The following is a 20,862-nucleotide window of genomic DNA, read 5'->3' on the forward strand; positions in this document are numbered from 1 at the left end:
ACAGCCTCGGCCTTGAACTGAGCGCTGAATCTCCGACGCTGCTCGGGCATACACCCATCCTCTCAGACAGGAGGCCCTGTCCAAGATCCTTGGTACACCCCACGCCGCCACCCTCACCTGCTACAAGAAACTCACCTACTGAGACATGGTCTTAGTGGTCAAAGCTTCAACACTCCTTCGATGAACCGCTGTATCTGATCCGCAATGAAATCCTGGAGGGTATGTCAATTCCTATATCTCGCAAGACCCCCCGAGCCTCGACTGAAGACACTTCAAGGCTTGCCCGTACTACTGGCGGTGTCGACCGCGGGCAGCGGCGTCGCACCGGCGTTGTTCAGGCTCAGCGTGACCATGGTGATCCAGCTCGGGGCGCTGACCACTTGTTGGGCGCGAACCAATCCGAGGCTCGAGCTGTTCGCGACGATGCCGGCGGCCGCCGCCGTGTTCGCCAACCGGCTCGCGGCGATCCTGGCAGCGGACGCGATACTGGCGTCGGGGCGTCGGCCGCCGCCAGCGCCCTGGGGCGCCGAACACCACGGCGTCAGCGGCGGGAGCGGCCCCGTCGACCACAGCGGTGCGATCAGCGACCCGCGCCGGTGCACGGGTCCACTACCGGACAACGTGTCCATGGCGCCGAGAGACCACACCAGTGTGGTCACCACCGCGAGCCCAGGGCAGTGGACCGCCACACCGCGCACACCACTCCGACGGCTGATGCGAACATGGCCTGGCCGAGCCATTCCGCGATCATCTCGGGCGCTGTTGCCACTCGCGGCACCAGGGATGCGCAGGCCGCGTTACGAAGTGGTACCGCGGCGAACCGTTCGGCACCCGTTCGCTACGCACCGGGCATGAGCGGAGTCTGGTCTTACGAGATCCGCCGCTGCGCGCGGGCGGGCCTCGCCTTGCGCTTCGCCCGCGGCGGCGGCCGCCTTCATGCCGGCGGTTTGGCCTGGCGGGGTCTCGGACAATCCCTTGGATCCCAGCACTGCGCCAGCTGCTGACACCTTGCCAAGAGCCTTGCCGAAGATCAACCAATGACCGCGTTTGCGCAGGTGAGAGGCACAATATAGGCTTGAGGAGTGGGCCGGGTCGGGCTCGAACCGACGGCCAAGGGATTATGAGTCCCCTGCTCTAACCAACTGAGCTACCGGCCCCTCACTGACGCCCCGTTTGCAATAGCACATGAGCCCCAGTTCGATCCAAAATATCACAGCGCCCCGGGCAGACCTGCGGAGTAGGCCGATCAGGTTGTGGTTGTGCCGTGGAGCAGGGCGGGTCGTCTAGGTTGCAAGGACGTCGCCACCACGACCCGGGCCTGGAGGGTTGAGCAATGGGTGCCGCGCAACGTCCGCCGAGGCCGTGGCTGGTTCGGCTGGCGGTGGCGGACGCGTTGGCCGGCGGGATCGCCCTCGGGTTCCTGGCGCGGCACTACCGGGACGTGCTGGGGGAGCACACTGGCGTGATCAGCCTGGGGGTGCTCGCCGTCGTCGCCGCGGGGATCCTGGTGCGGCTGCTGGTGCGGAGCTTGCGGAGGGCTTCGGAGCGGCTGGACGCGATTCTCGTGGACGAGCTGCCGCAGCGGCCGTCGCCTCGGCCGCGCTGAGTGCGCAGCCGAGGCCCGAAGTCGGATCACGGGTTGTTCGACGGCGGCGGTTTCGTCGATGAGGAGCACGGCATGTCCCGGCTGCCGGTCACCGTCGAAGTCGGTGTGACCACCCTGCCCGCGCAGGCCGCATACGTGAACCAGATCGAGCCGAACGCCTTCGGTCTCGTCTGGTCGAACATCGCGTGGAACGTCGTCGCGGGGTAAGAACTTTGCACCGTGTTCAGCACGAACGCGTTGAAAGCCCCCGGCGTGCTCGGCGACACGACGATCGCCGCGGGAACCACACCGAGACCACGCAAAGGCCGTTACCGTCCGTGACGCACGGGCTTGGGCTCCTTTGTGAAGAGCGGAACCGGTACGTCGCCGCTCCACCACGGGGTGTTGGCCGGGCGCGCGAAGCTCACCCGAACGCCGAGGCGGGTGAAAAAGCCGTGCCCTCGGGAAAATCACGGGACTTGGTGCATGGAAACCACGTCGAGGCCCAGGACGCGGAACAGGCTCAGCAAGCGGTGCAGGCGTTCCTCGTCGGTGACGTGGCAGTAGATGATCGTTTCGGGTGGGGCGGCGGCGACTTCCAGCTCACCGAAGTCGACGACGGCGTGGGCGGCGCGGTCGGACAGGCGGCCGGAGACGCGGAACACGTAGCTGGACTGCGACACCTGAGCCTCCCGTCTGGCCCTTCGAGCGCCCCTCGCCGCAACGGTCGCGCGTGCACGGGTGGGCGTCCTCGCCCGTGCCGGATGAGCTCGTGTTCGGGCGGCGGGCGTGCGAGAGTGGGTGACTGCGGGACCGGAGGGAGAAGAGGGTGTCCCACAAGGAAAAGCCGCGCGTGCCGCGGCGCAAGAGGACTGTGCCCGGGCTGCCGGACGGGTTCGTGTCCCGGCCGCGGCTGCTGACCGCGCTCGATCGCGCCGCGCCGGAGGCCGCGACGATGGTGTGCGCGCCCGCGGGGTCCGGCAAGACGTTGGTGCTCGCGGAATGGCTGCGCAGCGGCGGACTCGGTTCCGCGGCTTGGCTTTCGCTCGACGCCGCCGACAACGACCAGTACCGGTTCCGCTCCGGGCTCCTCGACGCGCTCAGCCCGGCGGCGCCCGGCCTGCACGATTTCGACGCGGTCAGCCCGAGTTTCCTGGCCGATCTCGTCGACGCCCTCGACACCTTGCCCGAACCGCTGCGCCTCGTCCTCGACGACGCGCACGAGCTCGTGGCGACGGAACCGTTGCGCGACGTGGAACAGCTGCTTCGCCTGCGCCCACGCGGATTGCGGCTCGTGCTGTCGACGCGGTGGGACCCCCCGCTGCCCCTCGCCCGGCTGCGGCTGTCCGGCCGGCTCGCCGACCTGCGCTCCGACCACCTGCGCTTCCGCCCGGACGAAGCCGCGGCACTGCTCGCCTCCGAAGGCGTCACCATCGGCCCCGAGCAGGTCGACCGGCTCGTCACGCGCACGGAAGGCTGGGCGAGCGGGCTGCGCCTGGCGGCCGAAACCCTCAAGAGCGGCGCGGAGTTCACCGGCACCGACCCGACGGTGAGTGCCTACCTCGTCGACGAGGTCCTCGCGCCACTGTCCGAAGAGGAACGTCAGTTCCTGCGCGAGATCAGCGTCTGCGAAAGCGTTTCCGCGTCGCTCGCCACCGCGCTGTCGGGTCGCGCCGACGCCGGCGAGCTGCTGGCGCACCTGGAGCACCGCACGGCGATGCTGTTCCGCACCGGCGCCGGCCGCCGGATCTACCGCCTGCACACGCTGCTGCGCGCCCACCTGCTCACCGACCTCATGTTGCGCACGCCCCGCCGGGTGCCCGCGCTGCACCGCCGCGCCGCCGAGTGGCTGCGGGCGCGCCACCAGGCCGGCGACGCCGTGTCGCACGCACTCGAAGCCGGTGACGCCGCGCTCGTCGCGGACCTCCTGCGCCGCCACGCGCTCGACCTGCTGCTCGCCGGCGAGCACGACGTGCTGCGCCGGGCCCGCGCCGCGCTCAGCGACGACGTGGTCGGCGACGACCCGTGGCTCGCCCTCACCGGCGCCCTCGAGCACCTCGACGCCGCCCGGCCCGGCGCCGCGCGCGCCCAGGTCACGCTCGCCGAACGCGCATGGCCGCGCGAGCCGTCGCCCGAGCTGCACGCGCTGCGCGGGCTCGTCGACTCCCGTTTCGCCCACGCCGCGGGCTCCCTCGAAGGCGACATCGACGCCGTCGCCGAGCAGGGTTCCGCGCTCAACGCCATGACGCTGCTGGAGACCGGCCAGGCGCTGCTCGCCTCGGCCCGCGCCGTCGAGGCCCACCGGCCCGTGGAGTCGGCGCTGGCCTTCGCCCGCGCGCACGGGCACGGGCACCTGGAACAGCAGTGCCTCACCGTGCTGGCCGGCGTCGCCGCGGCCGCGGGCGACTTCCGCGCCATGACCGCCCTCGCCCACGACGCGGACACGCTCGCCGAAACCCACGGCTGGCGCAACACCGTCACCGGTGCGAAAACCTCGCTGATCCTGGCCTGCGGAGCGCTGCTTCGAGCCGACGCCTCCGCCTGCCTGGCCCAGGTCGGCCGCGCCGCGGGCGTGCTCGCCACCACCGACGGCCTCGGCCACGGCGGCCTCTCTCTGCTGACCGCGACGCTCGAAGGAGCCGCGCGCTTCGACGGCGGGCAGCGCTCGGCCGGGCTGCGCCGCATGACCGACGCCCGCGTCGCCGAGGGCCCCGCTCCCCTGCCCGACGGCATCGTCGCCCTCGCCGCCGTCTGCGAGCACGACGCCGCCACGCGCCTCGGCCGCGGCGAAACCGCCCGCGACGTGCTGGCCTGGGCGCGCGAACGGATCCCGTCGGCCGCCGAGATCCTCCTGGTCCGCGCCAGCACGCAGGTCGTGCTCGGCCGCGACGGCCACGCGCGCAACCTGCTGCGTCCCCTGCTCGACGGCGCGGTCGACCCCGTGCTGGCGTGGACGCCGGTCACGGCCTGGCTGCTCGAAGCGGAGATCGCCCTGCGCTGCGGCGAGGACGTCCGCGCGCGCCGCGCCGTCGCGAAGGCGCTCGGCCCGGCCGAACGGCAGGGCGTGCTGCGCCCCCTCGTCACCGCGGCTCCGGAGGTGCTCGACCTGGCGCTGCTCGACGTGCCGGGCGGCCACCGCTTCACCACCGACCTGCGCCGGGCCCGCGCCGTCCGCGGCAGGCAGCCCGACGCCGTCGCGCTCACCGAGCGTGAGCGGACGGTGCTGCGCCTGCTGCCGACGGTCCGCTCGCTCGACGAGATCGCCGGAGACCTCATGGTGTCGCCCAACACCGTGAAAACACACGTCCGCGCTCTGTACCGGAAGCTCGGCGTCGGCTCGCGACGGGAGGCCGTGCGTTCGGCCGTCCGGCGCGGTCTCGTGGACAGTTAGTTGGGACGTTCGGCCCTTACTTCGTCACGGCGACGTCCTACGGTCGAAGGCGTGGGTGGAGCCGGCCGGTCGGGGACCAACCGGTGGCGGGTGCCGGGCGCGAAGGTGACAATGCCCTTGCTGCCACCGGATTTCGTGACGCGTCCACGATTGCTCGACGCCCTCGACGCGGCCGCCGGCAGCCCCGTCACGGCCGTCTGCGCGCCCGCCGGCTTCGGCAAGACCGCGCTGCTGGCCGAGTGGGCCACGACCCGCCCCGTCGCGTGGGTCTCGCTCGACCCGGAGGACAACGACCCGCGCCGCTTCTGGTCCGCGATCCTCTGCGCGCTCGACAAAACCGTGCCCGACGACAGCCGGGTGCACGCCGTCGCGGCACCGGAAGGCGACAGCCGCGCCGATTTCCTCGCCGAGCTGGTCGACGCCCTCGACGCATTGCCCGCCCCGGTGTGCCTGGTGCTCGACGACTTCCAGGAGATCGTGGACGCCGGCCCGCTGCACGACATGACCGCGCTCATCCGCACGCCGCCCGCCGGGCTGCGCCTCACGCTCGCGGCGCGAGCCGACCCCCGGCTGCAGCTCGCGCGCCTGCGGGTGCAGGGCGACCTCGCCCGGGTCAGCGCGGACGACCTGCGCTTCACCACCGCGGAGACCGCCCAGCTGCTGCGGGTCACGGGCGTGCGCTGCGGCGAGGACGACATCCGCCGGCTGGTCGAGCGCACCGCGGGCTGGACCGCGGCCGTGCACTGGGCCGCGGTGTCGCTGCGGACCGGGGCCGACGTCGACGCCTTCCTCACCCAGCTCGACGGCGACGACCGCTCCGTGGCCGGGTTCCTGGCCGACGAGGTGCTCGCCCGCCTGCCGGAAGGCGCGCCCGAGCTGCTGCGCCGCATCAGCGTGTGCGACGCCGTGCCGGCCGCGCTGGCCCGCGAGCTGGCCGCGCGCGAAGACGCCGGCGCCGTGCTCGCCGAGCTGGAGCGGCACACGTTCCTCGTCGCGCGCATCGACGACCCCAGCGCCTCCTACCGCGTGCAGCCGCTGCTGCGCTCCTACCTGCGCGCCGACCTCGACCTGCGCTACCCCGGCCTCGCGAGCGAGCTGCACGCGACGGCTGCGCGCTGGTTCGCGAACGAGGACCGCATCGGCGAGGCCCTCGAACACGCCGTCGCCGGCCTCGACCGCGACGGCATCGTCGAGCTCCTCCACGCCCACGCCATCCCGTGCCTGCTGGCCGGCGACGACCACGCCGTGCGGGAAACCCTGGCGCACCTGGGTGACGACGTCGATCCCGGCCTGCGCGCGGCCCGCGCGCTCGCCGCCGTCCAGAGCGGCGATCCGACCGAACCGCCGGACGACCCCGTGCTCGCCCGCCACCACGCACTGGCCGAGGGCCGCCGTCCCCCCGGGCCCGGACCGACCGGGCCGGGCACCTGGGCGGAGCTCGACCGCGCGTGGTCCTCGCTCTACCGCGGCGCGTGGCGCGACGCCTCCACGCGCGTCCGCGCCGCCCTCGACACCGCGCGCGGCGACGGCCAGGACTACCTCGTGCTCCACGGCCTGGCCGCGCTCGCCGTGGCCGGCGCCTTCGGCGGCAACCAGGACGTGGCTCGCGCGGCCTGCCAGGAAGCCGTCGAGCTCGCCGCCCGGCACGGCTGGCCGCGTTCGCCGTGGCTGGCGGTGTGCCGGCTCGTCCTCGCGTGCGACCACCTGCTGCGGCTCGATCCGGCGTCCGCCGCCCGCGAAGCGCGCGACGCGGCGACACCGCTGGGCGCGTTCCTCGACGGCGCGGCGCAGTTCGACGGCGAGGACCGCCGCGACGGGCTCGAGACCATGCGCCGCGCCCGCCACGACCTCGGCGAGCTCGCCGCCGGCCCGGCCGCGCTCGTCGCCGTGCTGGAGCACCACGCGGCCGTGTTCCTCGGAGAGCCCCTGCACGCCAACGAAGTGCTGCTGTGGGCCCGCGACCACCTCCCCCACACGCGCGAGCTGGACCTGATGCAGGCGTGGACGCACCTCGCCGCCGGCCGGCCCGACGAGGCGGCGGCCGCGGTGCGCACCCGCCGCGCGGCGCTGCTGCCGACCACCCCCGTCGACGTCGAGCTCACCGAAGCCGCGCTCGCCCTGCGCGCCGGCCGCCGCACCGAGGCGCTGCGGACGCTGGAACACGCGCTGGGCCTGGCGATCGGCGGTGACTTCGTGCGGCCGTTCGCGCTGGCCGACCCGGCCGTGCGGCACCTGCTCGTGGACCACTCCGGCGGCTTCGGCCGGCTCGACGGCTTCGCGGCCTCGGTCCGCGACCGCCTGCGGCGCTTCGACCCCGCGCCCGCGGACGACCGCCTCACCGAGCGCGAGCAGGTCGTGCTGCAGCGGCTGCCGTCGCAACGCTCACTCGACGAGATCGCGGCGGACCTGACCGTGTCCGTCAACACCGTCAAGACCCACGTGCGCGCGATCTACGTGAAGCTCGGTGTGACCAACCGCCGCGACGCCGTGCTCGTCGCCCGCGAACACGGTCTCGCGTGAGGCTTCATCCGCGACAGATGAGGCCGGACCCGCGCCGGAGTCCGACGCTTTCCGCAAGCCCGGCACGGGCACGGATCCCGCGGACACGAGAGGACTCTCACCATGACCGACACGGGAGCACGAGCGCCGCACACCGAGGCCGGCGGAACCACCGGCCGTCCCCCGGACTCCCAGTCGATACCGAGCGGCTGGACCGGGTGGGTCGCCTTCGCCGCGACCATGATGATGCTGCTGGGCGCGTTCCAGGTGATCGAAGGGCTGGTCGCACTGCTCAACACCCGGTATTTCGTGGTCGACGAGACGGGCCTCGTCGTCTCGGTCAACTACACCACGTGGGGCTGGGTGCACCTCGCGCTCGGCGCGCTGCTCATCGTCGTCGGCATCGGCGTCTTCATGGGCAACCGGGCGGCGCAGATCACCGGCATCGTCCTCGCGGGCCTGAGCGCGATCGTGAACCTCGCGTTCCTGCCGGCGTACCCGCTGTGGTCGATCATCGTCATCGCCGTCGACGTGCTCGTGATCTACGCACTCGCGGTGCACGGCAAGGAGATGAAGAAGCTCTGACCGGGGCGGTCAGGCCGGTGCGGGCCCCGGTTCCCCGGGGTCCGCACCGGTGTCCGCACGGGTTTTCGCCGGTGTTTCGGGCTCCTCGGCCGGCTCTTCGCCAGGCACCGGACCGTCGGGGCCTCTGGCGACCATGCGGATGAGCGCGTCGGCCGAGCCCGCCGTCGGGTCGATGTCCACGAACAGCGCCTTGATCAGCAGGGTGGCCGGCACGGCGAGGATCGCGCCCAGCGGGCCGAGCAGCCACGTCCAGAACACCAGGGAGAGCACGGTCACCAGCGTCGAGAGCCCGACCGAACCGGCCACGAAGCGTGGCTGGATCAGCGACTGCACCACGAAGTTCAGCGCGCAGTAGACCGCGACGACGACGATCATCTTCTCCCAGCCGCCGTCGAGCAGGCCCAGCAGCGCCGGCGGGATCACCCCCAACACGAACCCGACGTTGGGGATGTAGTTGGTGACGAAGGCCAGCAGGGCCCACAGGATCGGCACGGGGATACCGATGATCGCCAGTGCGGCCCCGTCGAGCACCGCCACGATGAAGCCGAACACGGTGGTCACGAGGATGTAGCTGCGGGTGCCCGCGGCGAAGCGGTGGAACGCGGCGGTGAGCCACGGCCGGTCGGTGTCGATGGCGTCCAGCCGCTTGTCGGCCCAGGTGGCCTCGGTGCTGAGGAACAGCAGCAGCGCCAGCAGGAACACGAGGTTGGTGAGCACACCGCCGATGCCGGAGAGCAGAGAACCGACGAAGTTCGCGAGCTTGCCGAGATCCAGTGAAGACGCCATGTCCCGCAGCTGCTGCGGTCCCACGCCGAACTGGGCGAGCTTGTCGGTGGCGGACCGCAGCAGGTCGCTGGCCTTCGACGCATAGGTCGGCAGCAACGTCGCGAGCTGTGCCAGTGACACGATCACCACGAACACCAGGCTCACGATCACCAAGTAGACCACCGTGACGAGCACGACCGTCGTGAGCCACCGCGGCCAGCCCTTGCGCCGCAGCCAGGCCTGCACGGGGCTCGCGGTGACCACGATGACCATCGCCAGGAACACGGGCCCGACGATGAACGCGATCGCCCGCAGGCCGGCCAGTGTGATGACGACCGACGCGGCGCCGACCATGATCACGAGCACCCGCGGCAGCGCGCTCCCGGGCGGGAAAGTCGGCGCGACGGGCGCAGGGCCGGAGCGCTTGCGCTTCGTGGCACCGCTTCGTCCGCGCAGCTTCACGAGACCACCTCACCCTCGTCCGGGTTGGGGTACTGCGGCGGTGCCCCGCGTCGACGGGCGACTCCCCGATGTCACTCCGGTGTGGCCGGACCTGCGCGGCGGCTCCGGCCGGTGGGTCCCGGGGATACGGTCACCGTCCGCACACGGCTCCCGCCTCACCCGCGCCGGATGAGACCTGGCCCGGCAAGGCGGGAGCTTCGGCGGCGGGGCTCCCGCAGCCGGGTTCGCGAGGACGCGAGGCGCGGGGCGGGCCGTGGAGACGCCGTCACCCGCGGCGGGTCACGGCGTCCACAGGGGACAGTCGCGGCCTCAGCCGGCCAGCTCGCCGGATCCGCCGCCGTAGGTGGTCTGATCACCCGTCCGCCCGGACCGGGGGCACCGGCCGAGGCACGGGATCTGCGCCCACACCGTCTTGCGCTCGAACTCGGTCTCGGGCAGCACGCCCCAGGTCACCGACAGGCGGTCGACCAGCAGGAGCCCGCGGCCGCGCGGGCCGGGCAGGCGGGACAGCCCCATGGTCGGCTGCACCAGGTTGCGGTCGGCCACCTCGACCCGCACGGTGCACGGGCGCAGGCTGTGCCACAGCTGCAGGTGGCGTGGTCCGTCGCCGTGGTCGTGGGCGTTGGCCAGCAGTTCGGTGGCGACGAGGAGCACGTCGTCGCGGTGCTCGTCACCCAAGGTGTCCAGGTGCTGTGACACCCACCTGCGCATGGTCCGCACCGTCGCCGCCGTGGTGCCGTGCAGCGGCAGCACCCATGTGCCCGGCCGGCCGGCGCTTCGGGCCCCGGTCAACGCCACCACCTCCCCGATCCGCGGTAAGCGCACTTCCTGTCGACTTACCCGATCGGGTCACGAATGAATCACCGGAGATGGCCGCGGTCACCGTGCAGCCCGGGTACACAGTGGACATGAAGGCCGGCTCGGCGACACGTTTTCCCTGGCCAGGAGCTTGCCGACCACCTCCGCGGTACCCGTTCCGGGGCGAGGAACGAAGGTGAAAAGGTTCTGTCCGCCGGCGCCGGGGAAGGCCCGCCCAGGTCACCGCCGCCCGGAAAGCAGGGACTCAGCTGTGCAGCAGCGGCGTCGCCTCTCGCACGATCGCCTGGAGCACCGTCGCGACGACGAGTTGCTGTGACTCGGGCATGCGGCTCGCGGGCACGGCGACGTTGAACGAGATCCGGCCGGCCCCCACGGTCACCGGGAAGGCGACGGCCACCGACGACACCCCGGCCTCGCTCTCCTCGGCGCTGGTGGCGTAGCCCCGCTCGCGCACCCGCGCGAGCTCGGCTTCGAGGTCACCGCGGGTGCGGACGCTGCGGTCGGTGAGCCCGGCGATCCGCTCGTCCGGGTAGAGCACCCGCAGCTGATCGGTGGTGAGACCGGCCAGCATCGCCTTGCCCGACGACGTCGAGGTCGCGGGCAGCGAGCTGCCCAGCCGCGAAGCGACGCGGACCGCCTGCGGGCTCTCGATCGCGTCGACGAACCGCACGCTCGTGCCGTCGAGCAGACCGAGGTGGACGGTCTCGCGCAGCTCGGCGTTGAGGCGTTCGAGGTAGGGCCGCAGCACCTGGCGGAAGTCGAACCGCTCGAGGATCGAGAACGCCACGCCGGTCAGCGCCGTACCCGGCTCGTAGGCCTTCGTGGCCGCGTTCTGCCGCACGAACCCGCGGTAGAGCAGCATCGCCATGAGCCGGTGGGCCGTGGACGAGGCGACGCCGAGGTACTCGCTCACCTCCGCCAGCCGCACCTCCGACCGCTCCCCGAACAGCAGCAGCAGCTTGAGCGCGTTGTCGACGGATTCGATCGGGTACTGCGGCGGGTTGACGCCCGCCACGCCCTCGCTTCTGCTCACGCGGAGGACTGTATTCCGCTCGGCGAGGGTGCCGCGAATCTCCCGGTTGTCCGGGTACCGAAGAGCTCTCCGGAGGTCGGTTCGCCAGCAGGTGCCGCGTCGACGGCGGTTCCGGCGAGAACGCCGCGGCCTCGCGGTAGAGGCCGGCGTCCTGGCCGGTGATGCGCTCGTGGTGCTGGCGCAGGTGTTCGGCCCAGGTCGCCACCTCGAACACCTCGACGTAGCGGTCGGGCACCCCGAGGTCGCGGTAGGCGCTCCACCGGCGCGCACCCGTGCGCCGGCGCGAGACGCCGACGCGCGCGAGGGCGGCCAGGAACTCGGCCGAGCGTTCGGCCGGGACGTGGTAGGAGACCTCGACCAGCACCGGCCCCGCCGCGGGGTCGAGGGCCTCCTCGGCGCCGGCGAGGACGGCGATCTCCGGTTCCGGCCACGGCGTGACGATCGTGCGGTCCAGCTCGCCCGTGCGCGCGTGGATCGGGAGCACGAACAGCGACGCCGCGCCCAGCACGAGCAGCACACCGGAGACGGCCAGCGTCGCCGCCGCGCCCGCCGCGGCGGCGACCAGCCCCCAGATGAGGGCGCCGACGCCCTGGCCGCCCAGGAAGATCATCAGGTACACCGCCAACGCCCGCGCGCGGACCCAGGCCGGCAGCGCGAGCTGCACTGTGGTGTTCAAAGTGGACAGTCCCGCCAGCCAGCCGGCGCCGCCCAGCACGAGCAGGAGGGCGACCACCACGGCGCTCGGCAGCAGCGCGGCGGCGAACACCCCGACCGCGTACGCGATGGTGGCGGCCCCCAGCAGCGTGTTGCGGCCGAACCGCGCGCGCATCGGCCGCATCAGCACCGCGCCGCCCACCGCACCGAGGCCGAGGGCGCCGAGCAGCACGCCGTAGCCGCCGGAACCGAGACCGAGCCGGACAGCGGCGACGACCGGCAGCAGCCCCCACAACGCCGACGCGGGCAGCACGAACACCAAGGCGCGCACCAGGATCCGGCGGACACCGGGCGCGTACCGCACATACCGGATGCCCGCGCGCAAGGCGGGCAGCAGGGGTTCCGCCGGACCGGCCGGCTCCGTGGTGGTGCGGCGCCACGTCAAGACCGCCGCCAGGATCAGCAGGTCCGACACGGCGTTGATGCCGAACACCACCGCCGGCCCGGTCAGCGCCAGCACGAACCCGGCCAGCGCCGGCCCGACCGCCCGCGCGATGTTGACGTTGAGACTGCCCAGCGCCGCCGCGGCCGGCAGCTCCTCGCGTGAGACCAGCTCGGGCTGGATCGCCTGCCACGCCGGGCTCATCAGCGCCTGGCACACGCCGAGCAGCAGCGTGATCGTGATCAGCGTCGCCGGTGTCACGAGGTCCTGGCTGCTCAGCACCGCCAGGATCCCCGTGATCACGACCATCACGGCCGTGAGCACCGCGATGATCCGCCGCCGGTCGAGCACGTCGGCCAGCACCCCCGCGGGCAACGACACGAACAGCACGGGAATCAGGCTCGCGGCCTGCACGATCGGGGTCAGCGTGGCCGCGCCGGGCTGGTGCACAACCGTCAACTGCGCACCGACGGACTGCATCCAGCTGCCGACGTTCGAGCCCAGCTGCGCGAACCACAGGGCACGGAAACACGTGCCGGCGCAGCGGCGCCCAGGTGGAGGATGCGGGGGGCGGACGGTGCGGCCGACAACGGCGACTCCTCGGGCCGGGCGCGCGGAGGAGTCCGCGTGCGAGCCGCCGTGTCGTACGTCGCCCGGAGCGGCCGCTTCCCCGTCCAGCGTCTGATCATCGCCGACGCGGTGGATCAGGCTCGGAGACGGCGAGCCGCTCGGCCCACGTTCCCAGCACCCCGGCGACAAACCCGGCGGCGGGGCCGAGCGGATCCGCGCCGCTGCCGAGGCGGCGGCCGACCCCCGTCAGCCTCCACCCTCGTGGTCTCAGGCCGGGGACACCCGGAACACGGGCCAGCCGATCTCCGTGCGCCACGACCGCGGATCCGGGTCGTCCCGCGGGCCGCACAGGTAGGTCTCGTGCACGGGACCGGCCACCGCGAGCGCGTGTGCCACCACCCAGTCGCCCAGCCGGCCGTAGGTGACGTCGATGTCGTCGTGCTCGCCGATGTGCACCGTCACGGCGAGCTCGGTGGCCGGCAGGGTGTGCGGCGCAACGCGACCGACCGCCGGCGCGTCGAGCACCGGCCGGTAGACCAGTGCGGTGCCGCGGCCGGCGGTGAACAGCTCGTTGTCGTACTGGCCACCCGGCGGCGCGAAGCCCTCGCGCCCGGCGACGGCGGCGTCCAGTTCGGACATCGCCGCGTCGTACCACTCCAGCACGTCGCCGAGGTCCACAGTGGCCTCGATCGCCGCGACGGTGCGCGCGGGCACCGAGCGCAGCTCGACCGCCAGCTCCTCGACGTCCGGCTTCAGCAGCTGCCGCAACGACGTGACCGCGGCGCGGGTGCGGTCCAGCCGGTCCTCCAGCCGCCGCAGGTGCCCGGCGACGAGGTCGGCGCGCGTTCGCGGATCACCCGTGGCGAGGATGTGCTTCACCTCGGCGAGCGGCACGTCGAGCTCGCGCAGCCGGTGGATCACCTGGGCGTTCGGGATCTGCTCGCGCGCGTAGTAGCGGTAGCCCGTGGCGTCGTCGACCGACGCGGGCGCCAGCAGCCCCGCCTCGTGGTACCGGCGGAGCGTACGCACGCTCAAACGCGTGAGCTGGGCGAACTCGCCGATCGTCAGACCTGACCGCATGAGACCACTGTGCACCCTCTCCCGGGGAGAGGGTCAACTCGGGCTTGACCCTCTCCCCGGGAGAGGGCCGACGGTGGTGCGGTCACTCGCCACCGATCCCAGGAGAGCCCCCCATGACCACCGCACTGCCCCAGCCGGTCACCGAGTACCTCGCCGCGCACGAAACCCGCGACGCCGACCGCGCACTGCCGCACTTCACACCCGACGCCACCGTCGCCGACGACGGCCACACCTACCACGGCCCCGCCGAAATCCGCGCCTGGCTCGAGGGCGCCGCGAGCGAATACACCTACACCAGCACGTTGATCGCCACCGAGCGGATCGACGGCGAACACTACGTCGCCACGCACCACCTGGAAGGCGACTTCCCCGGTGGCCGGGTCGACCTGCACTTCCGCTTCACCCTCGACGACGGGCTGATCTCCCGGCTGGTCATCGAACCCTGACCCGGCCGGGAAAACCCCGCGACACCACCGGATCGGCCGGGCTACAGTGGTCGCACGCTCCCGGGTCCGCCGGGGAGCCGAAGGTTCAGATGTGCCCGGTGCGCAGGCAACGGTTACTTCACTGGTGCTCGCAGGTTCGATTCCTGTACACCGTCGCCGATCTTTCTCGGGCACACCTGAACCGGACCGGAAACTTCTTCGGGAGCAACGGTTTCAGGTGTGCCCGGTGCGCAGGTGACGGTTACTTCCGCTGTCAACGGGCAGGTTGCGGGTTCGAATCCCGTCACCCCGGCCGATCGGGGTGTAGCTCAATTCGGTAGAGCGGCAAAAAATGTACCGTGGCCGACTTTTTCTCGGGCACACCTGAAACCGTTGCTCCCCTCCCACGACCGACACACAACACAGAGGGGGTCGGCCCATGGCCAAGTTCAACATCCTCGGCGCGCTGCGGGCGGCCCGCTCGCCGATCTCCAGCGAGGCCGTCGCGAGCGGGCGCACCTACGAAGGCGGGGCCGGCTTCGCGCGCGATGCCCGGAGCGAACTGTTCCTGCTCGCCGTGACCAACCTGGTCGGCGAGCACACCTTCTACGAGAGCGCCGAGCAGCGCGACACCCGGTACGCCGAGCTCGTGCGCGCCGCGACGCTGGCCGATCCCGAGTGGACGGTGCGCTTCCTCGCGTGGCTGCGCCGGGACGCGAACCTGCGGACCGCCGCGCTCGTCGGCGCGGCCGAGTTCGCGGCGGCACGGCGGGAGGCCGGTCTCGAAGGTCTCTCGCGCCAGGTCGTGAACAGCGTCCTGCAGCGCGCCGACGAGCCGGGTGAGCTGCTGGCCTACTGGACCAGTGTCCACGGCCGCACCGTGCCCAAGCCGGTGAAGCGCGGTATCGCCGACGCCGCCCAGCGCCTCTACACCGAGAGCTCCTACCTCAAGTGGGACTCCGACGCGCGCGGGTTCCGGTTCGCCGACGTCCTCGGGCTGACGCACGCCGGCCCGCGCGCCGGCTGGCAGGACGCGCTGTTCGAGCACGTCCTCGACGTCCGGTTCCACGCCGGCCGCGAGATCCCCGCCGTGCTCGGAACGCTCGGCGCGCACCGGGAGCTGACGGCGTGGCCGGCCGAGCGGCGGCGTGAGCTGGTCGAGTCCGCCACGGCGCCCGAGACGCTGCGGCGCGCCGGGATGACGTGGGAGTCGCTCGCCGGGTGGCTCCAGGGGCCGCTGACCGCGGCCGCATGGGAGTCGATGATCCCGTCGATGGGCTACATGGCGCTGCTGCGCAACCTGCGCAACTTCGACCAGGCCGGGGTTTCCGACGAGGTGGCGCAGGGTGTCGCCACGCGCCTCGCCGACCCGGAGCAGGTCGCGCGGTCGCGGCAGCTGCCGATGCGGTTCCTCTCGGCCTACCGGGCGGCACCGTCGCTGCGGTGGGCGTGGGCGCTGGAGCAGGCGATCACGCACTCCCTCGCCAACGTCCCGGTGCTGCCGGGCCGCACGCTGATCCTGGTGGACACCTCGTGGTCGATGACCTCGCGGTTCTCGAAGGACGGCACGCTGAAGCGCTGGGACGCGGCCGCGGTGTTCGGGCTCGCGCTCGGGCAGCGGTGCGAGCAGGCCGACGTCGTGTCCTTCTCCGACAACACCCGCGAGTTCCCGCTGCGGCAGCGGGAGTCGCTGCTGAAGTCGGTGGACCGCTGGAGCGCCGACGGGTACTTCCTCGGCAGCGGCACCGACACGACGCTGGCCGTCGGGAAGCACGAGCGCGGCCACGACCGCGTCGTGATCCTCACCGACGAGCAGGCCGCCCACGGCGACGTCGGGAAGGCGGTGCCCGCGGCCACGCCGCTGTACACGTGGAACCTCGCCGGGTACGAGCGTGGCCACGCGCCCAGCGGTGGCCGCAATCGGCACACGTTCGGCGGGCTGACCGACCAGGCCTTCCGGATGATCCCGCTGCTGGAGGCCGGGCGCGACGCCGACTGGCCGTTCTGACCGTCGCGATCGGACGGTGGTCCCGGGTGACCACCGTCCGATCGCGACAGTGTGCCCGCCGGCGCCTTTGCCGACCGGTACAGGAAATCGGGCTCCGATTGGTCCGGTGACAGGCGCGGACGCGGACCTAACCTGGCCGTATGATCCTTTCACCCGGCTCAGGCAGCACCTACGACAACCTGCTCACGCAGACGCCGCCGTTCGTCCCCGAAGGCGCGCACTTCATGGTCGGCACCGTCTCGATCCCGCCGGGCGACCCCGGCAGCGGCCCGCACCGGCACTCCGGTCCTGTGTTCGGCTATGTACTCGAGGGCGAGATCCTCTTCGAGCTCGAAGGCGAGGAGCCCTACCCGATCAAGGCGGGAGAGGCGTTCTGGGAGCCCGGCGGCGACGTCGTGCACTACCAGGCCGGCAACCTGCGCGAGGACATCGCGAGCAAGTTCGTGGTCTGCATGGTCTGCGCGCCCGACGTGCCGATGCTCACGTTCCTCGACGAGGACGAGATCCGCGAGCGCGACCACCTGCGTCATCCGAAGGCCCGTCGCTCGGCCTGAACTCCTGTCCGGCCTGCGGTCTCCGGCCTGCGGTCTCCGGTCCGGAGACGGCAGGCCGTTCTCGTCAGCCGCGCCCGTAGGCCTTGCGGGCCAGCCGCGCGGCCGAAGGAGCGTGGCTGTCGGCTTCGGCCCGGATGTCGGCGATCGTCTTGGCCGCCAGGGCTTTGCGCCACTGGAGCTCGGCGTGCTGCATGGCCGAGTCGACCGCGCACTTGCGGCGGAACGCGCTCTGCGGCGCCTCCTGGCCCATCCCGTGCTGCCGGATCTCGGTGCACTGGAACGCGAGCTCCCGGCCCTCGATGGCGGCGACCACGTCCATCAGCGTGATGTCCTCGGGCCGGCGCGCGAGCACGAACCCGCCGCGCGCGCCCGGAAGCGAACGCAGCAGCCCCGCACGCACGAGGGCCTGCAGCTGTTTGTTCAGGTACGCCACGGGAAGCTCGTAACTGGCCGCGAGGGACGCGGTGGACACCGGTTCGTCGTCGTCGAGCCACGTGAGCGACAGCAGGACGTGGACGGACCACTCGACACCCTGGTTCATCCGCACGGCCGCCACCCTAGACAATCTGGACCCTGGAAGTCAAGGTTCCGGTTGCGGGCACGGGAGCGCACCTGACACCATCGGAATCCCCTGCAGCGCACGAGGAGCGGCGAAGTGACCGAAGTGGCCGGTGGCGGACTGACCGACGCGGTGGCGGCGTTCGAAGCAGTGCGCCCGCGCCTGTTCGGCATCGCCTACCGGCTGCTGGGCACGGCGGCCGACGCGGAGGACGTGGTGCAGGACACGTGGATCCGCTGGCAGGGCACGGATCGCGGTGCGGTGCGCAACGCCGAGGCCTTCCTCGTCACCACCGCGAGCCGCCTGGCGCTGACCGCCGCGACCTCGGCCCGGGCGCGCCGCGAGCTCTACGTCGGCCCGTGGCTGCCCGAGCCGATCCCGACCGCCGACGGCACCGACGTCACGGTGGAGCGCGGCGAGGCGCTGGAGCTCGCCGTGCTGGTCCTGCTCGAACGGCTGACGCCGCAGGATCGCGCGGTGTACGTGCTGAAGGAGGCCTTCGACTACCCCTATCGCGACATCGCCGGGTTCCTCGACATCACCGAGCAGCACGCCCGCCAGCTGGGCCACCGGGCGCGGGGCCACGTCACCCGCGAACGCGGCGCGCGCGTGAGCCCGGCCGAGCGCGACCGGTTGCTGCAGGCGTTTCTCGCGGCCGCGCAGCGAGGTAACCTCGAGGGCCTGCAGAGCCTGCTGGCCGAGCACGCCGTGGCCTACTCGGACGGTGGCGGCGCGGTGACGGCCGCGCGCAAACCGGTCCGCGGCCGCGATCGGGTGGCGCAGTACCTGGTGCGCACGGTCGGGATCCACGGGCAGCGGGCCGACACTTCCGTCGTGGCGGCGAACGGGCAGCACGTGGTGCTCGTCTCCCGCGGCGGCGAACCGCTCGCGGCGTGCTGGGTGGACGCGTCGCCGCTGGGCATCGACCAGGTGTTCTTCGTCGTGAACCCGGCGAAGCTCGCCCGGCTGGCCGCGGCGGTCGCGAGGTGAGCTCGCTCGGGATCGACCTGCACCTCGAGGCCGGCGGCGAACCGCGGGCGCGGTCGATCGAGGCCGCGCTGCGCGAGGCGGTGACGTCCGGGCGGCTGCCGGCCGGCACGCGCCTGCCCGGCACCCGCAGCCTGGCCGACGACCTGGGGATCGCGCGCGGCACCGTCGTGGAGGCCTACGCCCAGCTTGTGGCCGAGGGCTGGCTGGTGAGCACGACCGGGTCGGGCACCCGCGTCGCCGAAACCCGGCTCCCCACGGCGAAATCGGTGCCGGAGGTCGAGCCGCGCCTGCTCGACCTGCGGCCGGGGCGGCCGGATCTGAGCCTGTTCCCGCACGCGCTGTGGTCGGCTGCGGTGAAGCGCGCGCTGGCGGCGGCGGGACCGTCCAGTTTGGACTACGGTGACCCGGCCGGCTCGCGGCTTCTGCGCGAAGCGGTGGCCACCTACGTGTCACGAACGCGGGGCGTTCGCGCCGAGGCCGAGGCGGTCGTGATCACGAGCGGCTTCACCCACGGGCTCGCCTTGCTGGCGCGGGCGTTGCGGGAGTCGGGGATGTCCGTGATCGGCACGGAGGACCCCGGCCTGGTGCACCACCGGCGCCTCGTCCACGGTGCCGGCCTCGCGACCGCACCCCTTCCCGTGGGCCCGTGTGGAGCGGACCCCGCCGATCTGGCCCCGGACGTCCGCGCCGTCCTGCTCACGCCCGCCCACCAGCACCCGCGCGGCGTCGTGCTGAGCCCCGAGCTGCGCACGGCCTTCCTCGACTGGGCCCGCGCCCGCGACGGCTTCGTCATCGAGGACGACTACGACGGCGAGTTCCGCTACGACAAACAGCCCGTGGGCGCGCTGCAGGCGCTGGACCCGTCGCGCGTGGTCTTCGCGGGCAGCACCAGCAAGTCCCTGGCGCCGGGTCTGCGTCTCGGCTGGCTCGTGCTGCCACCGCGGCTGCGCATCCCGGTGCTCGACGCGCTGGCCGTCACCGGCGCGTCCGTCGGCGCCCCCGACCAGCTCGCCCTCGCCGATCGGCTTCAGCGCGGCGACTACGACCGCCACGTCCGCCGCGCCCGGCACATCTACCAGAAGCGGCGCGCGGAGCTGGCCACCCGCCTCGCGACCCTCACCGACGTTCCCCTCGACGGCGTCCCCGCCGGCCTCCACGCCCTGCTCCCCCTGGCGTCGCGCCACGAGGAGAAGCGCCTCGTCGACGCCGGCCTCCGCGGGGGCGTGCGCCTGCTGGGCCTGCACACGTCGGGTTACTGGCACGGCACCGACGACCGCGCCGGCCTGGTCCTCGGCTACGCCACCCCACCGCAACACTCGTGGCACCCGGCGCTCGACACACTGGCGGGGCTCCTGGAGGGCGCCGAGATCGCCCCGTGGTGACTCGGCTGGGGCCCGCCGGCCCGACGGCTCACGCCGAGCCGCACCTGCGCCGCGCTGGCCACCCCCAGTCCGAGTCGAAGCCCTCCCGCCCCCGCCGTTCGCCGCCCCGGCGGTCAGCCCAGCGTGAAACCCTCGCGCCACGAAGGCCGGCTCGGGAGCCAGCCCAGGTCTTTCCGAGCGTGCGTGTTGTCGGCGCCCCTGGCCCACGGCGTGCGTTCGCCGTCGGTCCGGGCTGGGGGCGGCGCGCCGACGGCGGCGCAGAAGGCCGGGACCCACTCGTGGCCCGCGGCGGGCTCGTCGTCGCAGATGTTGACCGGGCCGGTGGGCCAGGTGAGGGCGGCGACGGCGGCCGAGGCGGCGTCGTCGATGTGGAGGAAGCTGGTGACGTCCGCGGTGGCCGGGAGGTTGCCGGCCTCGGCGAGCTGGGCCATGAGAGCGCCGGCGGTGTACCAGGTGCCTGGGCCGTAGAGGGTGCCGTAGCGCAGGACCACCCATTCGGGCAGCTCCGACACCGCCGTCTCCAGGCGGGCGACGCCCGACACCGACCCGAGCCGGCCGGGGGCGCCGCCCAGGTCGAGCGGGGTGTCCTCCGTCGCGGGCGCGGCGCCGGGCTCGTAGGCCCACGAGATGCTCTGCGCGACGATCCGCCGCACCCCGGCGGCCTTCGCCGCGTCGACGAGGTTGCGCGTGCCGACCGTGCGCACACGGGCGTTCGCGGCGCGGTCGCCCGACCCGAGGTCGGTCAGCTGGTGCATCACGACGTCCGGCGCGGCGGCGCGGACGATCTCGGCCAGGGCGGGCGCGTCGTACACGTCGCCGAGCACGGCCGTCGCGCCGAGCGCGGTGATCCGGTCGGCCGAGGCCGCGCCGCGCGCCAGCCCGACCACCTCGTGGCCCTCCCCGAGCAGCGCCGGCACCACCCGGCGCCCGACGACGCCGGACGCACCGGCGAGGAAGATCCGCATCTTTCCCTCTCAACGATCTCGTGGGGACAACTCGGGCGAGATCCAGTCAACCCGCGCCCGCGCCGGACCGGTAGCCCACTTCGCCCTCGCCCCG

The 20,862-nt window shown here is 72.9% G+C and carries 18 protein-coding genes, 1 tRNA gene and 1 pseudogene; 10 read left to right on the forward strand and 10 right to left on the reverse strand.

From position 1 onward, the window contains the following. Positions 1 to 272: 272 nt before the first annotated feature. Together AB0K15_RS45180 and AB0K15_RS45185 are read right to left on the reverse strand one after the other, a co-directional pair. On the reverse strand, positions 273 to 629 hold the full coding sequence (locus AB0K15_RS45180) for a hypothetical protein (RefSeq protein ID WP_364066764.1): 357 nt from the start codon (positions 627 to 629) through the stop codon (positions 273 to 275). A gap of 454 nt (positions 630 to 1,083) precedes the next feature. Next, a tRNA-Ile gene (locus AB0K15_RS45185) sits at positions 1,084 to 1,157 on the reverse strand. A gap of 176 nt (positions 1,158 to 1,333) precedes the next feature. On the opposite strand from AB0K15_RS45185, the gene AB0K15_RS45190 reads away from it, so the two are divergent. Both AB0K15_RS45190 and AB0K15_RS45195 read left to right on the forward strand, forming a co-directional pair. Then, positions 1,334 to 1,606 (forward strand): hypothetical protein, encoded by a 273-nt coding sequence (locus tag AB0K15_RS45190; protein WP_364066766.1) that lies wholly within the window; start codon positions 1,334 to 1,336, stop codon positions 1,604 to 1,606. A 72-nt stretch (positions 1,607 to 1,678) separates the two neighbouring features. Further along, positions 1,679 to 1,813 carry a hypothetical protein gene (locus AB0K15_RS45195; protein WP_364066768.1) on the forward strand — a complete coding sequence of 45 codons (135 nt, stop codon included), beginning with the start codon at positions 1,679 to 1,681 and terminating at the stop codon, positions 1,811 to 1,813. A 242-nt stretch (positions 1,814 to 2,055) separates the two neighbouring features. Here the strand turns inward: AB0K15_RS45195 and AB0K15_RS45200 are convergent, their stop codons facing one another. Then, positions 2,056 to 2,268 carry a hypothetical protein gene (locus tag AB0K15_RS45200; protein WP_220242519.1) on the reverse strand — a complete coding sequence of 71 codons (213 nt, stop codon included), beginning with the start codon at positions 2,266 to 2,268 and terminating at the stop codon, positions 2,056 to 2,058. Positions 2,269 to 2,414: 146 nt separating this feature from the next. Here AB0K15_RS45200 and AB0K15_RS45205 point away from each other — a divergent pair, with 146 nt between their 5' ends. From AB0K15_RS45205 to AB0K15_RS45215, 3 genes are all read left to right on the forward strand, one after another. Further along, positions 2,415 to 4,976: a LuxR C-terminal-related transcriptional regulator gene (locus AB0K15_RS45205; protein ID WP_364066770.1), complete on the forward strand. Its 2,562-nt coding sequence runs from the start codon at positions 2,415 to 2,417 to the stop codon at positions 4,974 to 4,976. Between the two features lie 111 nt (positions 4,977 to 5,087). Next, the gene (locus tag AB0K15_RS45210) at positions 5,088 to 7,496 is read left to right on the forward strand and encodes a LuxR C-terminal-related transcriptional regulator (protein ID WP_364066772.1); all 2,409 of its coding nucleotides are present in this window, start codon (positions 5,088 to 5,090) and stop codon (positions 7,494 to 7,496) included. A 102-nt stretch (positions 7,497 to 7,598) separates the two neighbouring features. Then, the gene (locus AB0K15_RS45215) at positions 7,599 to 8,060 is read left to right on the forward strand and encodes a hypothetical protein (RefSeq protein ID WP_364066776.1); all 462 of its coding nucleotides are present in this window, start codon (positions 7,599 to 7,601) and stop codon (positions 8,058 to 8,060) included. A 9-nt stretch (positions 8,061 to 8,069) separates the two neighbouring features. On the opposite strand, the gene AB0K15_RS45220 is transcribed toward AB0K15_RS45215, so the two are convergent. From AB0K15_RS45220 to AB0K15_RS45240, 5 genes and pseudogenes are all read right to left on the reverse strand, one after another. After that, a complete protein-coding gene (locus AB0K15_RS45220) occupies positions 8,070 to 9,287 on the reverse strand; it encodes an AI-2E family transporter (RefSeq protein ID WP_364066778.1) in 1,218 nt (405 codons plus the stop codon). 309 nt (positions 9,288 to 9,596) lie between these two features. Next, positions 9,597 to 10,079, reverse strand: a complete 483-nt coding sequence (locus AB0K15_RS45225; protein WP_364066780.1) for an ATP-binding protein — start codon at positions 10,077 to 10,079, stop codon at positions 9,597 to 9,599. Between the two features lie 271 nt (positions 10,080 to 10,350). Next, a complete protein-coding gene (locus tag AB0K15_RS45230; RefSeq protein WP_364066782.1) occupies positions 10,351 to 11,139 on the reverse strand; it encodes an IclR family transcriptional regulator in 789 nt (262 codons plus the stop codon). Positions 11,140 to 11,227: 88 nt separating this feature from the next. Continuing rightward, a pseudogene (locus AB0K15_RS45235) lies at positions 11,228 to 12,994 on the reverse strand (MFS transporter); the annotation flags it as partial. Between the two features lie 78 nt (positions 12,995 to 13,072). Next, on the reverse strand, positions 13,073 to 13,885 hold the full coding sequence (locus AB0K15_RS45240) for a MerR family transcriptional regulator (protein WP_364066784.1): 813 nt from the start codon (positions 13,883 to 13,885) through the stop codon (positions 13,073 to 13,075). Positions 13,886 to 13,998: 113 nt separating this feature from the next. Here AB0K15_RS45240 and AB0K15_RS45245 point away from each other — a divergent pair, with 113 nt between their 5' ends. The 3 genes from AB0K15_RS45245 (at position 13,999) to AB0K15_RS45255 (ending at position 16,872) form a co-directional block, all read left to right on the forward strand. Then, positions 13,999 to 14,331: a nuclear transport factor 2 family protein gene (locus tag AB0K15_RS45245; RefSeq protein ID WP_364066786.1), complete on the forward strand. Its 333-nt coding sequence runs from the start codon at positions 13,999 to 14,001 to the stop codon at positions 14,329 to 14,331. A 418-nt stretch (positions 14,332 to 14,749) separates the two neighbouring features. After that, positions 14,750 to 16,318 carry a TROVE domain-containing protein gene (locus AB0K15_RS45250; protein WP_364066788.1) on the forward strand — a complete coding sequence of 523 codons (1,569 nt, stop codon included), beginning with the start codon at positions 14,750 to 14,752 and terminating at the stop codon, positions 16,316 to 16,318. Between the two features lie 140 nt (positions 16,319 to 16,458). Beyond that, positions 16,459 to 16,872, forward strand: coding sequence for a cupin domain-containing protein (locus AB0K15_RS45255; protein ID WP_364066790.1), 414 nt, complete (start codon positions 16,459 to 16,461; stop codon positions 16,870 to 16,872). 64 nt (positions 16,873 to 16,936) lie between these two features. Here the strand turns inward: AB0K15_RS45255 and AB0K15_RS45260 are convergent, their stop codons facing one another. Further along, positions 16,937 to 17,413 carry an Rrf2 family transcriptional regulator gene (locus tag AB0K15_RS45260; protein ID WP_364066861.1) on the reverse strand — a complete coding sequence of 159 codons (477 nt, stop codon included), beginning with the start codon at positions 17,411 to 17,413 and terminating at the stop codon, positions 16,937 to 16,939. Between the two features lie 114 nt (positions 17,414 to 17,527). Here AB0K15_RS45260 and AB0K15_RS45265 point away from each other — a divergent pair, with 114 nt between their 5' ends. Together AB0K15_RS45265 and AB0K15_RS45270 are read left to right on the forward strand one after the other, a co-directional pair. Further along, positions 17,528 to 18,421 carry a sigma factor gene (locus AB0K15_RS45265; protein WP_364066792.1) on the forward strand — a complete coding sequence of 298 codons (894 nt, stop codon included), beginning with the start codon at positions 17,528 to 17,530 and terminating at the stop codon, positions 18,419 to 18,421. Then, positions 18,418 to 19,803: a PLP-dependent aminotransferase family protein gene (locus AB0K15_RS45270; protein WP_364066794.1), complete on the forward strand. Its 1,386-nt coding sequence runs from the start codon at positions 18,418 to 18,420 to the stop codon at positions 19,801 to 19,803. Before AB0K15_RS45265 ends, AB0K15_RS45270 begins: the two co-directional genes overlap by 4 nt. A 113-nt stretch (positions 19,804 to 19,916) precedes the next feature. On the opposite strand, the gene AB0K15_RS45275 is transcribed toward AB0K15_RS45270, so the two are convergent. Then, on the reverse strand, positions 19,917 to 20,768 hold the full coding sequence (locus tag AB0K15_RS45275; RefSeq protein ID WP_364066796.1) for an NAD(P)-dependent oxidoreductase: 852 nt from the start codon (positions 20,766 to 20,768) through the stop codon (positions 19,917 to 19,919). Between the last annotated feature and the right edge of the window lie 94 nt (positions 20,769 to 20,862).

It is taken from the genome of Amycolatopsis sp. NPDC049253, from assembly GCF_040678995.1.
GTDB lineage: Bacteria > Actinomycetota > Actinomycetes > Mycobacteriales > Pseudonocardiaceae > Amycolatopsis.